Consider the following 19,195-nt stretch of genomic DNA (forward strand, 5'->3'; position numbering starts at 1 on the left):
TAAAGCCAGGTTGTTGAGGCTTAATGCTACCTGTGGGTGTTCCTCTCCTAGCAACCGTTTAGTCAGCTCTAAGGTTTGCTGCAACAGGGGTTCGGCTTCTTGGTACCGCCCCTGGTTAAAGTACACTAAAGCCAGGTTGTTGAGGCTTAATGCTACCTGTGGGTGTTCCTCTCCTAGCAACCGTTTAGTCAGCTCTAAGGTTTGCTGCAACAGGGGCTCCGCTTCTTGGTACCGCCCCTGGTTCAAGTACACTAAAGCCAGGTTGTTGAGGCTTAATGCTACCTGTGGGTGTTCCTCTCCTAGCAACCGTTTAGTCAGCTCTAAGGCTTGCTGGAATAGGGGCTCCGCTTCTTGGTACTGCCCCTGGTTAAAGTACAAGAAAGCCAGGTTGTTGAGGTTTAATGCTACCTGTGGGTGTTCCTCTCCTAGCAACCGTTTAGTCAGCTCTAAGGCTTGCTGCAAGAGGGGTTCCGCTTCTTGGTACTGCCCCTGGTTAAAGTACACTAAAGCCAGGTTGTTGAGGCTTAATGCTACCTGTGGGTGTTCCTCTCCTAGCAACCGTTTAGTCAGCTCTAAGGTTTGCTGCAACAGGGGTTCGGCTTCTTGGTACCGCCCCTGGTTAAAGTACACTAAAGCCAGGTTGTTGAGGCTTAATGCTACCTGTGGGTTTTCCTCTCCTAGCAACCGTTTAGTCAGCTCTAAGGCTTGCTGCAACAGGGTCTCCGCTTCTTGGTACCGCCCCTGGTTAAAGTACAGTAAAGCCAGGTTGTTGAGGTTTAATGCTACCTGTGGGTTTTCCTCTCCTAGCAACCGTTTATTCAGCTCTAAGGCTTGCTGGAATAGGGGTTCGGCTTCTTGGTACTGCCCCTGGTTAAAGTACAGTAAAGCCAGGTTGTTGAGGCTGGTGGCCACATGGGGGTGTTCCTCTCCTAGCAACCGTTTAGTCAGCTCTAAGGCTTGCTGCAAGAGGGGTTCGGCTTCTTGGTACTGCCCCTGGTTAAAGTACAGTAAAGCCAGGTTGTTGAGGCTGGTGGCCACATGGGGGTGTTCCTTTCCTAGCAACCGTTTTCTTAGCTTTAAGGCTTGCTGGAAGAGGGGTTCGGCTTCTTGGTACTGCCCCTGGTTAAAGTACAGTAAAGCCAGGTTGTTGAGGCTTTCTGCCACATCTGGGTGCTCTGCTCCTAGCAACCGTTTTCTTAGCTTTAAGGCTTGCTGGAAGAGGGGTTTAGCTTCTTGGTACCTGCCCTGGTTCAAGTACAGTAAAGCCAGGTTTTTGAGGCTTTCTGCCACATCTCGGTGGTCTGGTCCTAGCAACCGTTTTCTTAGCTTTAAGGCTTGCTGGAAGAGGGGTTTAGCTTCTTGGTACCTGCCCTGGTGTAAGTACAGTTCCGCTAGGTTGTTGAGGCTTAATGCTACCTGTGGGTGTTCCTCTCCTAGCAACCGTTTTCTTAGCTGTAAGGCTTGTTGCAAGAGGGGTTCGGCTTCTTGGTACCTGCCCTGGTGTAAGTACAGTTCCGCTAGGTTGTTGAGGCTTTCTGCCACATCTCGGTGGTCTGGTCCTAGCAACTGTTTTCTTAGCTGTAAGGCTTGCTGGTAGAGGGGTTCAGCATCTGAGTACCTCCCCTGGTGTAAGTACAGTTCCCCCAGGTAGTTGAGGCTTTCTGCCACATCTCGGTGCTCTGGTCCTAGGACTTGTTGTCGAATCCCTAATGCTCTTTCCCCTAGGGGGATGGCTTCTAAGTACTTTCCTTGTTCATAAAGCTCCAACGCTTGCTTAACAAGTCGAGATGCTTCTGCTAGTTTTCTTTTAATGACAGACTCCCTTGACTCAGTTGATGGTGAGCTTTCTTGAGCTTGGGCTATACCCGTCTGTCCCCATGGTGGCACGGGAACTGCCCTCATTCCGATCACAGCCACTACCGTAGCCGCCATCAGCCCTTGCTTGATTGAGATCCTTGCCTTCATCAACGATTAGCCCCCTAAAATCTTAACCATTTTTTGTTCCAGTTGACCTGCCCTGACCTGATCTCCCAAGGTTTGATAAACCTCTTTCCCTTTCTCTAGCCACGCGATCGCTTCATTCTTCTGACCGATGATGGCACTGGTGACTGCCAGTCCCCCAAGCACTTGAGCTTGAGTGTCTAAATCTCCTGCTGCCTTGGCTAGTTCTAGGGCTTGCCGGTAACGCTCCCTAGCTAGGCGATTTAATCCCACTTGTTTGTAAATGTCCCCCAGAAGTTGATCAACCCGGAGCGACTCAGATCCATCAGCCAAAATTGTTTCCAGCAGGTTAATGGCTTCAGTTTTCAAGTCATTGCTGCGGTACAAATGAGCCAAAGCTAGTGCTTCTGCTGGCTTACTCAACTGCTTTTGCTTAATTTCCTCCGCTGCTGCTGATACCTCCTGGGCTTTTTCCTGATCGAGGATGGTAAAGCCGAACACTCCCTCGTCCTTAGAACTTTTGCCTTGGTCAGTCTCGACAATCAACCAATAACGAGCCCCTGGTTGTAGGGACTGCTTTCCTGAGTAAACTATCTCCGTTGCACTAGTTTGCTGGTTCCACTCCACCCCTGGACCAGTCACTCTCACCTGGTAAGTGCTCGCGCCCTCAACCTGATGCCAGCGCAAGAGCGGTTGCTGATTGAGCAGGAAGGTATCCCGAGGTCTGAGAATATAGGGAATGTCTGGATTATTGTTTCGTCTCTCAGGCAGTGTATCCTCGTCGAATTCCAATAGCTTTGGCGTTGAGGTAGGAGCACAGCCTTCAGAGACGATATAGTCTCTGCCAGCTTCCGGTTGCCACTCCGTTAAGTTCTGGCATAGTACTTTGGCAAAACTATTGCTGGCCAGTAAGAGGTGATCCTTAGCCCCCAGTGATGCACCAATAAAGGCTGGCTGATAATCCGGCCAACTGGAACGCTTAAGTTTCACCTGACCTTGAGGACGAAGAGCCACAACTAGATTTAAACCATTTCCGATCGGACGAGCTGGTCTAGCTAAGCTGACTACCAAGCTCAGCCCCAGGATTAAGCCAATCAAAAGTTTCCATTTTTGCCATTGCATGATCGTTTACCTGCCTCCTTTAACGCTTTGTGAGCTAAAACTAACCATTTCGGTTGATCAGGATTAACAATTGAACCTAGCTGGCAACACTTTTGCCATTCTTGAAGCGCTTCGCCATTGCGGGTTTGCTGTTCATAGACCTGAGCCAACAAACAATGGGCTGAAGCGCGAGTTGTGATTTGTTCCATTCCCTCCGCTGTGCTAGCTAAAGCGATCGCTCCCGTTAGAATGGTCTCCGCTTGGTCTAGTTCCTGTTGTTGTAACAATGCCCAACCGAAATTTTTCATCAAGTTGTATCTGACTCTCAAAGGCTGATTTTCCGTCTCCTGTAAACTCTTCCACAGCAGAGGCGTAGCCAATTCTGGTTTGTTTTCCAATATCCACAAGCGAGCCAAATTGTTCTTGGCCTTAATCAAATTCTCCTTAACAGCGAATTGATATTGACTCTTAGCTTTATCGAAGTCTTGCAGGTCTTCGTAGAGGGACCCTAAATTATAGTGAGCCTTGGCATTGTCTGGATGGAGAGCCAAAGCCTGAAGATAGTTAGCTTCAGCACCAGCCAAATGCCCCTGATTATATTTCTTGACTCCCTGGCGATTGTACCAATCGGAAAAAGCTGGCTTGTTCAACGATAATAGGACGTGCGGCTTGTTCTAAGTAAGAGCCTCCTTTACCAGGAGGGGTAAGACTTAGGTAATTCGCGGGGACAACCCCGAAAGATTACAACTATTCATCCGGATGGCGGTGCAAACCCGACCCCTAGAAGAGACTAGTGACTCCCTATCTTGGCCACACCGAGCAAGGCGACACCCTTGCAGAGTGAAGCTGGCACCAGGGCGGAATCAGACACCAATCAGATGGGTGACACTGCCGCTAACGGGGAGGTGACATGGGTAACAGTAGCGAAAGTCCTGAAAAAGTGTCTAATTTCGGAGCCGCAATCTGACTAGTACATGCGAGACTTGATTCCCTAATCCTCACAGTGTTCTGTCCTGGACAACTGTAATCTCCGAGGAGGGAATAGGCAAAATGGACTACCCTAAATCACCACAACAATCTGATGAATGGAACAAGTAAAAACGGTAGCACAAAAATAGGTCTGTAGGCCGGTCGAACCTACGGTAAGTGATGTCACACTTAATCCCTACTACCGGGTAGGATGCAGGTAGAAACTGCCTGCGGGTATTCAGAATATACAAACTCTAGTAGAGCACGGTTAGACACATGAGCAATCATAGTGAACTCTGGAAAAATCAGAAGTGGAAGAAACTCCGCCAAAATTTATTCCGCCTACAAAAGCGTGTATACAAAGCGGTTCAAGCAGGTGACCTGAAGAAAGCCAGGTCTCTACAGAAACTGATTATGAAATCCCGCTCAGCACAACTGCTGGCTGTCCGACAAGTAACACAGCTAAATAAAGGCAAAAGAACTGCTGGAATTGACGGAAAGTCAAAACTCAATTTCAGGGAACGCATGGAACTGGTTGAAACATTGACCCGTTACGGCCACGACTGGAAACATAGCGGACTACGGGAACATCCAATCCTTAAAAAGAATGGAAAGACCCGAATGTTAAAGATACCAACCATAGCCGACCGAGCATGGCAATGTCTAGCCAAATTCGCCCTAGAACCAGCCCACGAGGCAACGTTCAGTGCCGACAGTTATGGATTCAGGACCGGAAGAAGCGCACAAGACGTGCAAAAACGGCTATTCCTACACCTGAAATCCGACAAAAACGGTATAAACAAGCGAATAATCGAACTAGACATAAAAAAATGCTTTGACCGCATCTCACACAGCTCAATCATGGATAGATTGTTAGCTCCTGCGTGCCTAAAACAGGGGATTTTCAGGTGCCTAAAAGCAGGCATCAATCCGGAATTCCTAGAGCAAGGAACACCCCAAGGTGGTGTGGTCAGCCCTTTACTAGCAAATGTGGCACTTAACGGAATAGAAGATATACACACCAGCCTGCGATACGCAGACGACATGGTGTTTATCCTCAAGCCAAAAGATAACGCTGAAAAAATTCTCCAAAAAGTAAAAAACTTTCTGGCAGAAAGAGGAATGGAAATCAGTGAAGAAAAGACCAAGCTGACCAAAACGACAGACGGATTTGACTTCCTGGGGTGGAGATTCCGCGCCAGAAAAGACGGAAAATTCTCGTGTATTCCCTCAGAGGAAAACCACAGAAACATACGTAAGAAGATTAAAACCGTGGTCAACTGCTCGAATTATGGTGCCAAAGTAAAAGCCAAAAAGTTAGCCCCAATTGTTCGCGGATGGCGTAACTATCACAGTAGTTGCGATATGAGTAGCTCAAGGGATAGCTTATGGTTCATGAACCAGACCGCAAACCGAAAATTCCGAAAGGAAAAGAAAGTAAACCGGTATCAGGCCAACGAACTATGCAAAAAGGCATTCCCAAAAGTAGGTTACAAACAGAACCAACACGTGAACGTCAAGGGGACTAAGTCACCCTATGACGGCGACTTAGTCTACTGGAGCAAAAGGAATTCCCGCCTCTACTCCGGTGCTACTTCAGACGCTCTGAAACGGCAAAACCATTCTTGTGGACACTGTGGATTGAAGTTCCTAGAAGACGAGTCTGTACATCTTCATCATATCGATGGAAACCACGACAACCGGAAAACGAAGAACTTACTAGCAGTTCATCGGAGCTGCCACCAACAGATACACTGGAGCATGCCGAAAGGCCGGTCAAAAGACTGAGTTTACCCAGGAGCTGGGTGAGGTGAAAGTCTCACGCCCAGTTCTGAAGCGGAGGTGCTCCCCTTAATAGGGGACATCGACCGTAACTAGAACCCCAAACAGCAACAATGTGGAAGCGAATTTGGCTTCTTCATGGTAAGGCTTGGGAATACGCAGCCTGTTGAGTAATTTTTCAAACCCTTCTTTTCCAGCCTGGGTCAGTTCGCTTCTGGCTTGCAATAGGGTTAAGATACTCGGAAACGCCACCACTGCTACTCCTGGAACTCCGGTCCCCGCACTCAGAAATCGGGGCACAAGATCCACCAACAAGCTCAGATTCACTGTCCAACTGCCCACCGTCAGCCCTCTCCACAACCAATCCCAGCGGTCCCAGAGATGGGGTGGTGCTTCTGTTTCCAATCGCCACCACCACGCAGCGGCTTGAGGCTGAAAACTGTTTCGGTATTCAGCTAAGTCCATGACTTTGGTAATCTGCCCTGCTTTGCTCTTAAGCTCACGGTCCAACTCAATCAGTCGCTGTTGATCAGTTGTAGATACGTGATTACACTGACTCCAAACGGCCTGCACAGCATCCCTGGCATTGAAAATCTCTAGCACTTCCTTTACTTGAGGAGATTGAGACTCTTTTAGGTTAGAGAGTGCTTCTTGATAGCAATTAAGGGCAGTTTCTAGCTCAGAAGTAGTCATCTATAATTTGACGACTCAATAGCACAGTACAGAAGATTCTTTTGTAGTTTAGATCTTTTTTTATCTATTTGGAGCAATTAGGAAAAAACTCTTGCGTAACTCATAACTAGTAAAAACGCTATATCTCTTAGGGAATATGCCGTAAGGAGTAGACCCTAGGGAGTAGTGGTTCAGTTATCAGAAAAAAATAGCAATTAAAGTAGGGTGGGCAAAGTCATCTAATCATTAATACTCATTTGAAGCAAACGGTTTTTGCCCACCCTACAAGCTTCAAAGGAGTAGGGAAAAAAAATAGCAATTAAAGTAGGGTGGGCAAAGTCATCTAATCATTAATACTCATTTGAAGCAAACGGTTTTTGCCCACCCTACAAGCTACGCGAACAACCAACCAACCTTCAACCTTCCCAAACCTTGGCCAAAAGGCCACGCTACGCGAACAACCTTCAACCTTCCCAAACCTTGGCCAAAAGGCCACGCTACGCGAACAACCTTCAACCTTCTTAACCCTTCAAAAATCAATCGCTAACAAAATCGTTTCCATCTCTTCCCGTGACAATCCCCCATGAGCGCCCAACTTGTGTTGTTCAAAACGGTCTTCTTCATACCACCAAACCGTTTCATATTTATGGGGTAAAATCACTAAATTACCTAACCGATTAAGCAATAATGGGGAGAGTTCACCTATACCGAAATACCCTTGTTCAATTAATGTCGTGGTGCGGTACACTGTTGCTCGATCTGCCAACTGCTCCGTCAGCAAATCATAGACTTTATCCAAATGGTCGTCCTGAATGTACAACACCATATCCCGACATGACCCCCCTGGCACCAACAGTTTACCTTGGGCATTCCTTTTAATAAACTGTTCAATAGAAGGGCTAAGCTGATTCAAATAAATAGTAGTCTCTGGTGAAACTTCTATTTGTCCATGATCAGCCGTAATTAGTAATAATGTATTCTTCAGCTTACCAGCTACGGTTTGATATAAAAGTCGCTCCATGGTTAGCAAAAGCGTGCTAACTTCAGCCTGGAACTGGAGGGAGCCAGGACCGTATTTATGAGCGATGCCATCAACAGTATCCAAATACAGAAAAAAGTAGCTCTTATCGGATTCAGCGATCGCTGCTTCAGTCAGGTTAACTAATGCTTCAGGAATAGTTTTGTAGGAAACAGTAGTTGCCCCATCACACACCGCTCGTGAAAAAGGAGAGTAAGCATAATTGTAGTGTTGAAAACAATAAGATTGCACACCATACTGTTGCAATTTTTGATAGAGAGTTTGGGTAGGGAAAAGGCTTTGCTCAGAAATGCCAGTTGTGTGTAAGGTTCCCCGTTGCTTATCACCCGCAAACGAAAACATCAAGGGAGCAATAATATCATCCAACAGCGGCTCATAGTAAAACCAATGGAAGACACCACTCTCACCAACCGGAAGCCCTGAATGAATAGTACTCACATGAGCAGCAGTTGTGGAAGGAAACTGGGTAGTCAATTTAGAAGCCACACCTTCTACTACAAACCGCTTCAAAAATTCCGATTGTTCAACATAGTCCTCAAAAAAACGCCACCCGAAAGCATCAACAAAAATCAGAATAACCTTATCATAGCGATCCGGTAATTCTCCTAATACACTCCTAGGTAAACCCATGTTTCCTTGACCGGTGAGCAGATGATAGATCATCTGGGGAATCTGGGAGAAACAATAGGAGTCATAAAGGGGCTTACCAATGTGGTCATTTATTCTAGCGTTTTGAATAGCTTTTAAGGATTGAGAGTTAATCATAGATAGCAAAGGGAGTAGGGAGTAGGGAGTAGGGAGTAGGGTGTAGGGTGTAGGTAATCGGGGAAAATACTGTTTACTTCATTACTATATGGAAACGCTATTATATAGAATTTATTAGGGAGCATGTCAACTTTGTAATTAGGTACATAGATCCCCCCTAACCCCCCTTAAACAAGGGGGGAATTAGATTGAAAAGTCCCCCTTCTTAAGGGGGATTTAGGGGGATCTGAATCAGGGATTAACAAAATTGACATGCACCCAATTTATTAATAGATAATTTAACCTCCTGCTAATTTAGCATAGCACAACTAAAAATGCAACTTAAGTTTAATAGTTTCACTATTTACTATCCCCTATGCTACTCATAATAAAAAGCGATGCTCTGACAGAAACGATACGCGATCGCTTCCTAGGGTTGATCATACTTATGATATAGCGTTTATTGGATGTATGAGGTACACTTATCAACCTCAAAGTCCCCCTTATTAAGGGGGATTTAGGGGGATCTCTTTCTCAAAGTACCCCTTATTAAGGGAGATTTAGGGGAATCTCTTTCTCAAAGTACCCCTTTTCACTAGGAATTTAGTGGGTTCTTTTTGTACCTCATAGTAAAAATAATTATTATATCCAGTAAATTTATTATCCAGACTCCCAATTACCAAAATTTACTACTCATAAAAAAACAGATTGCTGATGGGATGCGATCGCTTTCTTTAAATTACCCATCAAAAAAAAATTTTCAAAACTCTTGACAAATACTTTAATAATCATTACTATTATAATTGCAAACATTAAGCAAGAGGTTAACCTTATGCCTTCACAATTACCGCCTAATTCAGACAATACTCCTGAAGAGTCTTCTCCAAAAAAAATCCCTGTTCAGCACATTTTAAAGGGGTCCCGCAAGGCCATACTTAATACGATGCATACCCTGTATGTACTCCGTTACACGGAAATTTCCGACTGGACTCCTCTTCAGCCGACGGGCATTCCGGGAGAGTTCATCACAATTACCGTCAAGTACTTGATTATCCCGTAAAACCTTAAATTCCTGGGGGGCTTTCCCCCCGGCTAACCCATCGGGTCTAATCAGATAGGATCACGTCTGGATAGGTGAAAAAACTGAATGACATAAGGTAACTTCCTAGCCGTGGATAGTATTTCTGCGGCTAGTTTTTTGGGGTTAGCAGGTTGAAGGTTATTTTGTTGAAGGTTATTTTGTTGAAGGTTATTGTGTTGAAGGTTGAAGGTTAGGAGGTTGAAGGTTAGGAGGTTGAAGGTTGTTCGCGTAGCGTGGCCTTTTGGCCAAGGTTGAAGGTTGTTCGCGTAGCGTGGCCTTTTGGCCAAGGTTAGGAGGTTGAAGGTTGTTCGCGTAGCGTGGCCTTTTGGCCAAGGTTGAAGGTTAGGAGGTTATGAGGTTGAAAGTAATGCCTTATTTCAATTAGGTATAAGAATGCTGGGATTGGTGGGTTTGTTTAATGCGATCGCGTAGGGTGGCCGAAAGGCCATCCCTTCCCACACTCCCATCTCCCCATCTCCCCATCTCCCCATCTCCCCATCTCCCGACTCCCTACTCCCGATTCCCGACTCCCACCCCTCTAGCTAACGTAAACCCTTCAGCACTTCCTAAAGATACTTGGTTAGGTAATTGCAAAGCCGCTAACGTCGAGTTGTCCAACAGCAGGTAAGATTGAGTTGAGCACAACTGTTTTAAAGTCTTTTCATCTTGGGGAATTACTTTGCGATCGCTATAAAAATCCAAACTAGGACGCTGATAGGGAAAAGACGTATAGATAATATCCCCTGGAGCCGTATTTTCCTGAATCAAAGCCGCCACTGGCTTAACTGGAAATGCTTCATTTAACTCCCAGAGCCAAGAGTGAGAACTCATTAATAATACCAAAGCCATGTACATCCCTATCAATAAAATTGGGATAAAATTGCGGTTATGCTGTTTAATTTTAAAAGCCGCTAGGGTCATGGTTAGGCTTACCACCATACCCATAATGATTAAAACCGGTTGGGGATCTGCCAATATAAAATAAATACATCCCCCTAAACCAGCTACTCCGATAAATCCTAAACTAATTGTTAAAATCTTAGGATAACGACTCCAATATTGCCAAAATACGGTGAGTTGAGCGGCAACAGCTATAGCAAAAAAGGGATAAACAGGCATAATGTACCAGGGCAGCTTGGTTCCCATCATAGAAATAATCGTAAAATAGCCGATAGTTCCAATTAAAATCAAACTTCCCCAACTCGTGAGGGGTTTTCGCCAAGCTAAATATAATCCTCCTAGCCAAAACAATAGCCAAGGGAAAGTATACTTAATTAACTCCAAAAGATAATACCATGGTGAGCCTTGATTCCCTTCCACCTTTTGAGAGATGCGAGCGAATCCTTGCGAGATAAAATGAACATGCCAAAAGGTTGCTCCATAATGCTGCCATTGGGCAATATACCAAACCAAAACCGGTGCGTAACCTAGGACTATGCCCAACCAAAAATAGCGACTTTTCAACAACCATAACGTTTTATTTGCCAGAATAAAGACCAAGACAATTGCCCCTAGAGGCACAACTAATAGACCTTTTGTGAAAGTAATTAGTCCTAAACAAACTCCGATCCCAATTGCCCAATAAGACTGAGCCTGACAAGCTTTAAGTAAGCACAATAGCAACAGCAAAAACCAAGTATTGATCATGCCATCCAGCATCGCCAAACGTCCGTGGCGCACAACTGGCAACAGAGTCAAGTAGACGCTAGCGGCAAATATTGCACTGACACGTTCAACGAATAGTTCTCGTGCTACTAAATAGAGCAGTGGTACTCCACAAGCTGACAAAAAAGCACCAGGCAGACGAGTAGTGAATTCTTGGACACCCCCTAGTTTATAGCTTAAGGCAATCAACCAATCCATCAAAGGGGGTTTAAGTAGATAAGGTTCTCCCCACAGAGTAGGATGGAGCCAGTTGCCCGTACGATAGATTTCTCTAGCGATCAGGGCCCTGGTGCCTTCATCCCAGTCTCGTAGGGGTACGTTTCCCAGAAAAATACCCCAAAGGAAAAGGGCAGCCAGGAAAAGGCTTAGGATCCACTTGATATCCGTGAAAAAGGGATTTTTTAAGGTAAGTGCTAATTTATTCATCTATAGCAAAGGGAACAGGGAACAGGGAACAGGGAACAGGGAGTAGGGAGTAGGGAGTAGGGGTAACTAAAGTTGAATGTACCTCATAAGTATGAAAAACGCTAGATTAATGTTTGTACTAGTTTCGCACTAGGACGGTTATATAGCATTTCCATTTGATTTGTGAACATAATCTCTTTGGGAAAGGCAAGAGGCAAGAGGCAAGATTAAATTAATTATATAGTTATTTTTGGTATTCACAAAAACTGTAATTATTTTTTTAATTATTTTATAACTGTTATCTATAGCATTTATAAAATAATCATTAAACTTAATGCTAATTTAGCATAATACTAAAAAATCCTTGGAGCTCTTGACTACTGTTCCCTGTTCCCTGTTCCCTGTTCCCTGTATTGATATAGATTTACAATAAAAAGATGCACCCTCTATCTCCTTCCAATCAACTCCCTCTCTATGGCAAAAGAATCATTGTAACAGCACCGAGAAACTATGGGTCTCGGTTATCTCAACAAATCATTAATCAGGGTGGACTTCCCATAGTGATGCCAACTATTGAAACCTGTCTGTTGGAAAATTCCCCTGAATTAGATGCTGCTCTCAGGCAAATTCATAAATTTGATTGGATTGCTTTCACTAGTCGCAACGGAATAGACGCTTTTTTTGAGCGCATGGCATCCTTGGGTATTTCTACATCTGTGCTGAAAAATTGTCAACTATCTGCGATTGGAAAAGATGCCGAAAGATTGTATGATTTTGGAGTAACAGCTGATTTAGTTCCCGCTGAAGCTAGCCCAACAGGAATTGTTACTGAATTGTCTAACTATCCAACTATTGATCAGAAAACTATATTAGTTCCTATTCCAGAGGTGGTCGGGATACCAGAGCCTAATGTCATCCCAAATTTTATTTCGGGTTTACAGGAATTAGGCATGAAAGTCACTCCGGTATTGACCTATCAAACCCGAATTTTGGATCAAACTATCTATGATGTAGAATTAAATCTGATTAGTCAAGGCAAGATAGATGTAATCGCTTTTAGTAGCACCGCAGAAGTAACCGCTTTTTTGACAATGGTTAACTCCCCCCAGGATTATAACCATTGTGTCGTTGCTTGCTTTGGTCCCTATACCGCTGCTAATACTGAAAAATTGGGATTAACTGTTTCTATTGTATCCGAAAGTTACAGCTCATTTCATGGATTTGCGAATGCGATCGCAAAATTTTTTGATAGGTAACTTTCAGCTATAATTAACTATATGAGGTACATTCAATTTTCTTATCCCTACTCCCTACTCCCTACTCCCTACTCCCTACTCCCTATTCCCTATTCCCTACTCCCTACTCCCTACTCCCTATTCAATTTGCTATATAATTAGCTAAGGTAAAATTAAGTGGGTGAATGGAAACCAATCAGCCCTCAGTCAATCCCAATACCCCTAATCTAGATGGGCTTCACATCAAGCGCCCCTGCTTAGTCGTTGCTGATCTCGAACGAGCATTCACCATTTACCAAGATATCCTAGGATTTAAGCTCGACTATCTCGCTGAAGCATCCCCAGACTCTTACCTCTACCAAGTGTTTCAGTTTCCCAAAAGTGCTCAGCTCAAATTTGCATCACTCAGTACAGAAGACGAACCTAGAGCCCTGGCTCTGACCGAAGTCAAAGGAATTGAATTACCCACCCCTACCACTCCCTATCGTCTAGCACTGGTGGTCAGAGTAAAAGACCTGACCCTAACCATTCAGAAAATCCGTGAACTGGGACTTGACACCATTGAGCCCAATTACTTTACTAGACCACCAAACCTCCATTTCACTGAACAAGCATTCTGCGATTACGACGGTCATCGGATTATGCTGTATGATGTGACATCCGGTTGATTAGTTTAGCAAAGGGAATAGGGAGTCGGGAGTCGGGAGTAGCTTGGAGCAAGCAACAGTTAGCATAGATGAGGAAGATTTAAGTGCCGACTCTGCAAGTCCAAGAAGCGTATTCTTTTTATAGAAGATTTATCCTGGAATATAGTCAAGATAAAGCTGAAATATATCAAAGATACGGCTTCACTGTACAAGGAAGCGTAGGTTCAAAAGATTGGGAGGTATTTGCAGCAATCTTGGTCAATGACAGAGCAAGACGAAGAGACGGGGCAGATTTGATCAACTATGAAGTTAAATCTGCTGTTATTGGAAGCAGCTTTGAGTACCAATATCACAGGAATCACGGACTGGATAAATTAGCTGATGATAAATCTGTTGATCATATTTTTATTGCCAGAAGTCAAGCATATACCAATATTGAAGTTTGGTTAGTCGAGCGTGCCAAAATGCTTTCCAAATTTGATAAATGGTTACCCGAACTCCTTCAAAATTATCAAGCCGAAGCGAGACAGCGGTTTCGACGCTCAGTAACTTATGGGTTTGTCAAGAATCAAGGTGTTAAGCTTTTGGAGATCAGCGATGGAGTGCTAAGGTATTTTCTGGAATCAACTTAACCAAAGGATTCAAGATATGGGAAGCAATCCAGGTAATCACAGGTACACAGACAGCATCACCAAATCCACTCAAAGCTGGATTGATTTGTGATGGAATCGGGTAATCATCAGGAACACCTTGTAGCCTTGCATATTCACGAGGTGTCATCAGACGCATTCTGATAGTTCCCTTTCCAACTCTGACCAACATTTGCCGACTACTGCCACCTCTAGCAGTTCTTAGGCAGCCTGCAATGCTATCTTTTCTGAGTTCTGCTCTTTGCTTGCCCTCACGAACACGCCTGTACATGGTGCAGTAAGAGTAATAGGATAAATCCTGAAATTCTTTTAGATAGTCTAGATTTACAGGGGACATCATAGTTAAGTGGCGTTGCACTTTATCTTCAAGCCACCAACGCTCGTCATGATCCGATATATTCTCTACAACACCACTTAAGCCAGTTTTCACCTTTTCAGGCAGTGGTGGAACCTCTATGAAATTCCAGCGCAGATCATGATTAGCTGCGATCGCTTTTTCAAGTGCTTGAGTTTTAAGTGACGAAGAACGCCTTGCAAAAATCAACATGTTCTGATTCACATCGGATGTATGCACCCCAATCACAAAAATTCGTGGTCTACTTTGAGGCACGAAATGGGCTGCATTGATGGCATAAACATCACAGGCATAACCCAACCGATTCAACTCCTCAATGGTAATTCGGAAGTCTTGCCCACCATTTGAAGTAAGCCAACCCGTCACATTTTCAAGCATCACAAGGGGAGGCTTATTCCCTTGACTGTCAAGAATTTGAGTAAAACCCCAAAAAGCGCTAGAGTATTGACCATGAATACCCTTTAAATTGCCTGCTAATGATAAATCAATACAGGGAAATGAAGCCGTCGCCAGCAAAGTATTGGGAATATCGGAATGGCAAACCGAAAAAATATCTTGAACTCTATAGTGCTTGCTTGCATCCTTAAAGTAAGCAGAGTACATTTCAAATTTGTCATAGGCCCAATCATTAGCGAAGACAACTTTCCAGCCTACTTGCTCTAGCCCCAATCTGACCAAACCAATTCCTGCAAAATACTCTGCACAGGTCAGATGTTTATCAGAGGTATCGGTATCACCCACACTGGGTAGAGTCTTGTTTTTCCTCACCGAAAAGGCCATAGTTATTACGTTACCAATCTATTTTGAAGCTTCGTAGCTATTGCTGTTCATAGCTATGAAAGTCTAGCGTTATTCGTTCTGCTGGAGCAACTACAGCGTTTTTCAAAACTATGCGGTACACAGGATTTTTTACCTGTTCTCTCTTCTCTATTCCCTGTTCCCTAAAACCTAAAAATTTGTACCTCACCTAATTTAAAACTGCTATAATTCCTATTACGAATCCTGAGGCTTATGATTAGGAGTCAACTGTAAATACAGACCAGGGACAATCAGAAATGCAATTAGCGTAGACGACATCAAGCCAAAGATAATTGCCATACACAACGGAAACCAATTAGCTTCACTAAACGCCAGGGGCAATAAACCAATTATCGTCGTAGCACTAGTTGTCAGGATTGGTCGTAAGCGATCGCATGACCTGTCACAAGCCCTCCCTGATGTTAAGATAAGCAACTATACCATCAAACGGTGCTCTTAACACCGTGTCTTTGAGGATAACATTCCTCTTGTTAAGCTGGGCTTTAGCTGAGCTAACCGCAGATTCAGCGGTATCTATCTGAGCCTGAGCCGCAATCAACTCACCTCGCGCTGCCTCTAAACTGGCTTGGGCTGCACGAATCTGACTCTGGGCTGATACAATCCCAGCCTCCGCTGCTTAAACCGCTGCTTGCGCATCCTGGAATTGGGTGACCGCCCGGTCGCGATCGCTTGCAGAAACAACCCCCTGTTGCCACAGTCTTTGGTACCGTTTCATCTCAGTTTCCGCCAAATTCCGAGCTGCGATCGCCTTTTTCATATCTGCCTTAGCCTGAGCCAGACTTGCCAGAGCTCTGGCTTGATTCGCTTGCTCAGCCCGCACCGATGCCTGAGACTGTTGCAAACTAGCCATGGCTGTGATTACCCCTTTGGTAGCTTCCACCTCCGCTGCTGCCGCCACCGTTACATCAGACGCTAACTTACGCTGGTCTACTCTTGCCAGCAATTCACCCTGTCGTACAAAATCTCCCTCCCGCAATGGTCTACCATTAATCTTTTTGATGTACTCAACGAAATAGGGATCCGTGTAGGAATTGTGATAATTTTTGATGCTATATTCCCTACGCTCCGGGTTCAAGCTTAGCTTTAAAAAAGCGGGGAGTCGCACCGCTGCCTACTCCCTGTTCCCTTTGCTATAGTTACTTGGTTTTAAAAGAACGTGAGAAAAATCCTTGGGCTGAGCTTGATTGCCATAGGTTTAGCGGTTGCGTGGTTATCTATCCAGGATCACCAGCCACCCGATGCCCTTTCTTCAGATGTTTCGCCACCCCAGAAACAGATCAAATACCAATCCCATCCTCTAGACTTTAGTGTGGTTCATACCTTATTAATTCCAGCTGATAGTGGATTTTCCGTTACTCCCGCCATATCGGAACAGTTAATCACCTTAGAAGATTTAGCCCAAAAGCACCAAGCTGTAGCTGCCATCAACGGCGGTTTTTTTGACCCAAAAAATCAGAAGACCACCTCGATTGTAATCAAGCAAGGGCAACTAGTAGCAGATCCCCGTGACAACCAGGGGCTGATCCAAAATCCCAGCTTACAGCCCTACATGGATAAAATTCTCAATCGATCAGAATTTCGGCGATACCGTTGTGGGTCAACAGTCCGCTACGATATTACTCTACACAGTGAACCGACCCCCCCCGGTTGTCAATTATTAGATGCCCTAGGCAGTGGTCCATTGCTGGTTCCACAAATTACATCAGTCACCGAAGGTTTTGTAGCTGTAGAAAATGGGAAAGTCATACGAGATGCCCTAGGGAGCAGCCGACCCAATGCTAGAAGTGCAGTCGGTATTACTCCTGATGGCAGCATTTTGTTAGTAATGGTGGCTCAAAAACCAGAAGCTCCCAGAAATTCCGGTATGTCCTTCAGAGCCTTAGCTACCTTCCTGAAAATTGTCGGGGTGGAAAAAGCCATGAATCTAGATGGAGGAAGCTCCTCCGCTCTTCATTATAACGGCAAAACCGTTTATGGCAGAGTGGACAAAAACGGAAATCGAATCAAAAGAAAAATTAAATCGATTCTAATGGTTAACCAAGACCAGTGACTAGTAGGGAGTAGGGAGTAGGGAGTCGGGAGTCGGGAGTCGGGAGTAGGAAAGCTCTGAAAATCTAATCAGTCCTTAATTATTATATAGCAGTTCTCCTCTTGATGAGGTACACAATATTTTTTCCCGATTCCCGATTCCCGATTCCCGATTCCCGATTCCCGATTCCGAGATCCGCTGTTCCCTAAAATCAAAAACTTGTCTACCTCACCGATTTTATAAATGCTATAAGAAGATAAGAGATGGCAAAATGTGAAAAAGTAAATGGCTAAGAAAGTAGCACTGCTGATCGCGGTTGATCAGTATGCAGAAGGTTTAACTACCCATCAAGCTGCATCCCATGATGTGGAAGCAATGCAGCGAGTTTTGCAAGAGAAAACCCTAGGGGATTTTAATCGGGTAGAGTTGCTGATCAATCCCAATCTGGAAACCATAAAACAGGCAATTAATAACCTAGTTGACCAATGTGGTGTCAATGACTTAGCCCTAGTTTTTTTCTCTGGCAAAGGAATTATTAATCAGGATGGTAAACTGTATTTAACAACTAGCATCACGACTAAAGACAACCTTGAAGGTACTACATTGCCTGCTTCTTTTTTACACCAGCAATTGAGTCGTAGTGATGCTCAGCAACAAATAGTAATTCTTGAGTGTGATTACTATAGTGCTTCAGTTGACGGTTGGCTGACAGAACCTGTGAGTGTCAATCTCAAGGAAGAACTCAGTGCTCCAGGGCGAGCAGTTCTCACCTCCTCCACAACTACACAAACCTCTTTTGAACAGAAACCAGCTCATTCTTCCCTTTACACCCAGTACTTAGTGGAAGGAATTGAAACTGGTGCAGCAGACCGAGATAGGGCTGGCTTAATCTATGTTCGTGAATTACATAACTATGCCACCGAAAAAGTCCAGACTATTAAGCCCGAGATCGAGCCAGCCCTGTTTCTCGATAATAAAGGGTTGGATATTTTACTGACTATTTTAATGAATCAAGACCCCAACGATGATCCCGATAGTGAGTATCGCAAAATCGAAGCCAAGTATCGCAAAATTGTGGAAAACTATGAACGGTATGGTAAAATTCCTGAAATTGTTCAATATACCTTAACTAAAAAACACAAGGAGTTGGGGATAACTGTTGACCTACACCAACCTGACCAACTCATTTCTGATCAAGGCATAGACTACTCTAACTTGCGAGATTTACTAAGAGCCGGTAAATGGAAAGAAGCCGATCAGGAAACTTTTGCTCTGATGGTCAAAGCAGTTGATCGAGAAGAAGACAACAATATCGACCCTGAGTCAATCAAGAATTTTCCCTGTACCGATCTACACACCATTGAGGGGCTTTGGCTAAAGTATAGCAGTGGGCAATTCGGCTTCAGTTTGCAAAAAGAAATTTGGGAGAAGCTTGGGGGAAAACTTGATAGTGACGATAATAACGTTGATAAACTGGAATTCAACCGAAGCGTTTATGTTTTAAGTTCTTATTACAACCCAAACAGTATTTCCCGCAGTAATTATTTCCCTAACCTATTAGCGTATCAAACTAAGCTTTATCAACAATTTGGTCATCGTGTGGGATGGCGACAGCGCAAAGGATTGCACCTCAGAAGACGATGGAAAAATTATGAAGACCTGACATTTTCCGTAATCTGGGCTCCAGTGGGTCACCTGCCAACTCTAGTTGGTCGTGATGGCATGAATTTGGGAGTATTATCGATTTGGAGGATGAGGGTTAATTTATTCTCTCACCTTGAGGAGTGTTGGTTATAGGATTTAAGCTTGTCCAACGGGTGCATCTCATATTTGTAACAAAGAACGGAGGTGTGGGGAGATGGGGAGATGGGGAGATGGGGAGATGGGGAGATCGGGAGATCGGGAGATGGGGAGATCGGGAGATCGGGAGATGGGGGAAATTTTGATTAAGGGTAATTATCCTGACATGATCTAAGCCCTTGGTTGAAGTTGTTACAAATGGCCTAAGCCTGCGAGGTTAGAGCAACTCCAAGAACAGAGAATCCCCGCATCTTTAGATGG

The 19,195-nt window shown here is 44.5% G+C and carries 18 protein-coding genes; 7 read left to right on the plus strand and 11 right to left on the minus strand.

The window, feature by feature from the left end:
* The 3 genes from F6K51_RS22180 to F6K51_RS22190 form a co-directional block, all read right to left on the minus strand.
* Nucleotides 1-1,965 (minus strand): tetratricopeptide repeat protein (locus F6K51_RS22180; protein ID WP_293024284.1); only part of this gene is annotated, 1,965 nt, incomplete at its 3' end.
* A 6-nt stretch (nucleotides 1,966-1,971) separates the two neighbouring features.
* Nucleotides 1,972-3,063 carry a tetratricopeptide repeat protein gene (locus F6K51_RS22185; RefSeq protein ID WP_293024286.1) on the minus strand — a complete coding sequence of 364 codons (1,092 nt, stop codon included), beginning with the start codon at nucleotides 3,061-3,063 and terminating at the stop codon, nucleotides 1,972-1,974.
* Nucleotides 3,036-3,692 (minus strand): tetratricopeptide repeat protein, encoded by a 657-nt coding sequence (locus F6K51_RS22190; RefSeq protein WP_293024288.1) that lies wholly within the window; start codon nucleotides 3,690-3,692, stop codon nucleotides 3,036-3,038. The genes F6K51_RS22185 and F6K51_RS22190 overlap by 28 nt, the downstream gene beginning before the upstream one ends.
* 595 nt (nucleotides 3,693-4,287) lie before the next feature.
* Between F6K51_RS22190 and F6K51_RS22195 the strand changes: the two genes are divergently transcribed.
* Entirely contained in the window at nucleotides 4,288-5,799 is a 1,512-nt protein-coding gene (locus F6K51_RS22195; protein ID WP_293024290.1) for a reverse transcriptase domain-containing protein, read from the plus strand.
* A gap of 63 nt (nucleotides 5,800-5,862) precedes the next feature.
* Here the strand turns inward: F6K51_RS22195 and F6K51_RS22200 are convergent, their stop codons facing one another.
* Nucleotides 5,863-6,486 carry a hypothetical protein gene (locus F6K51_RS22200; protein ID WP_293024292.1) on the minus strand — a complete coding sequence of 208 codons (624 nt, stop codon included), beginning with the start codon at nucleotides 6,484-6,486 and terminating at the stop codon, nucleotides 5,863-5,865.
* A gap of 356 nt (nucleotides 6,487-6,842) precedes the next feature.
* On the opposite strand from F6K51_RS22200, the gene F6K51_RS22205 reads away from it, so the two are divergent.
* Nucleotides 6,843-7,052 carry a hypothetical protein gene (locus F6K51_RS22205; protein WP_293024294.1) on the plus strand — a complete coding sequence of 70 codons (210 nt, stop codon included), beginning with the start codon at nucleotides 6,843-6,845 and terminating at the stop codon, nucleotides 7,050-7,052.
* Here the strand turns inward: F6K51_RS22205 and F6K51_RS22210 are convergent.
* The 4 genes from F6K51_RS22210 to F6K51_RS22230 all read right to left on the minus strand — a co-directional run bounded on the left by F6K51_RS22210 (nucleotide 6,995) and on the right by F6K51_RS22230 (nucleotide 11,420).
* Complete coding sequence (locus F6K51_RS22210; RefSeq protein ID WP_293024296.1) at nucleotides 6,995-8,269, minus strand: alkaline phosphatase family protein; 1,275 nt, start codon at nucleotides 8,267-8,269, stop codon at nucleotides 6,995-6,997. The genes F6K51_RS22205 and F6K51_RS22210 overlap by 58 nt on opposite strands.
* Entirely contained in the window at nucleotides 8,266-8,394 is a 129-nt protein-coding gene (locus F6K51_RS22215) for a hypothetical protein (protein ID WP_269087106.1), read from the minus strand. Before F6K51_RS22215 ends, F6K51_RS22210 begins: the two co-directional genes overlap by 4 nt.
* 964 nt (nucleotides 8,395-9,358) lie before the next feature.
* On the minus strand, nucleotides 9,359-9,616 hold the full coding sequence (locus F6K51_RS22225; protein ID WP_293024300.1) for a hypothetical protein: 258 nt from the start codon (nucleotides 9,614-9,616) through the stop codon (nucleotides 9,359-9,361).
* Between the two features lie 223 nt (nucleotides 9,617-9,839).
* Nucleotides 9,840-11,420, minus strand: a complete 1,581-nt coding sequence (locus F6K51_RS22230) for a glycosyltransferase family 39 protein (RefSeq protein ID WP_293024302.1) — start codon at nucleotides 11,418-11,420, stop codon at nucleotides 9,840-9,842.
* Nucleotides 11,421-11,836: 416 nt separating this feature from the next.
* Between F6K51_RS22230 and F6K51_RS22235 the strand changes: the two genes are divergently transcribed.
* The 3 genes from F6K51_RS22235 to F6K51_RS22245 all read left to right on the plus strand — a co-directional run bounded on the left by F6K51_RS22235 (nucleotide 11,837) and on the right by F6K51_RS22245 (nucleotide 13,913).
* Complete coding sequence (locus F6K51_RS22235) at nucleotides 11,837-12,655, plus strand: uroporphyrinogen-III synthase (RefSeq protein WP_293024304.1); 819 nt, start codon at nucleotides 11,837-11,839, stop codon at nucleotides 12,653-12,655.
* A gap of 164 nt (nucleotides 12,656-12,819) precedes the next feature.
* Nucleotides 12,820-13,302, plus strand: coding sequence for a VOC family protein (locus F6K51_RS22240; protein WP_293024306.1), 483 nt, complete (start codon nucleotides 12,820-12,822; stop codon nucleotides 13,300-13,302).
* Between the two features lie 83 nt (nucleotides 13,303-13,385).
* The gene (locus F6K51_RS22245; protein ID WP_293024307.1) at nucleotides 13,386-13,913 is read left to right on the plus strand and encodes a hypothetical protein; all 528 of its coding nucleotides are present in this window, start codon (nucleotides 13,386-13,388) and stop codon (nucleotides 13,911-13,913) included.
* On the opposite strand, the gene dcm is transcribed toward F6K51_RS22245, so the two are convergent.
* The 3 genes from dcm to F6K51_RS22260 form a co-directional block, all read right to left on the minus strand.
* A complete protein-coding gene (dcm, locus tag F6K51_RS22250) occupies nucleotides 13,873-15,066 on the minus strand; it encodes a DNA (cytosine-5-)-methyltransferase (protein WP_293024308.1) in 1,194 nt (397 codons plus the stop codon). The two genes, F6K51_RS22245 and dcm, sit on opposite strands and share 41 nt — an antisense overlap.
* A 213-nt stretch (nucleotides 15,067-15,279) precedes the next feature.
* The gene (locus F6K51_RS22255; RefSeq protein ID WP_293024309.1) at nucleotides 15,280-15,519 is read right to left on the minus strand and encodes an efflux RND transporter permease subunit; all 240 of its coding nucleotides are present in this window, start codon (nucleotides 15,517-15,519) and stop codon (nucleotides 15,280-15,282) included.
* 202 nt (nucleotides 15,520-15,721) lie between these two features.
* Nucleotides 15,722-16,210 carry a hypothetical protein gene (locus F6K51_RS22260; RefSeq protein WP_293024311.1) on the minus strand — a complete coding sequence of 163 codons (489 nt, stop codon included), beginning with the start codon at nucleotides 16,208-16,210 and terminating at the stop codon, nucleotides 15,722-15,724.
* Nucleotides 16,211-16,261: 51 nt separating this feature from the next.
* On the opposite strand from F6K51_RS22260, the gene F6K51_RS22265 reads away from it, so the two are divergent.
* A complete protein-coding gene (locus tag F6K51_RS22265) occupies nucleotides 16,262-17,155 on the plus strand; it encodes a phosphodiester glycosidase family protein (protein WP_293024313.1) in 894 nt (297 codons plus the stop codon).
* Nucleotides 17,156-17,419: 264 nt separating this feature from the next.
* On the plus strand, nucleotides 17,420-18,931 hold the full coding sequence (locus F6K51_RS22270; RefSeq protein WP_293024315.1) for a GUN4 domain-containing protein: 1,512 nt from the start codon (nucleotides 17,420-17,422) through the stop codon (nucleotides 18,929-18,931).
* Nucleotides 18,932-19,195: the final 264 nt, after the last annotated feature.

Source organism: Moorena sp. SIO3I8 (assembly GCF_010692325.1).
GTDB lineage: Bacteria > Cyanobacteriota > Cyanobacteriia > Cyanobacteriales > Coleofasciculaceae > Moorena.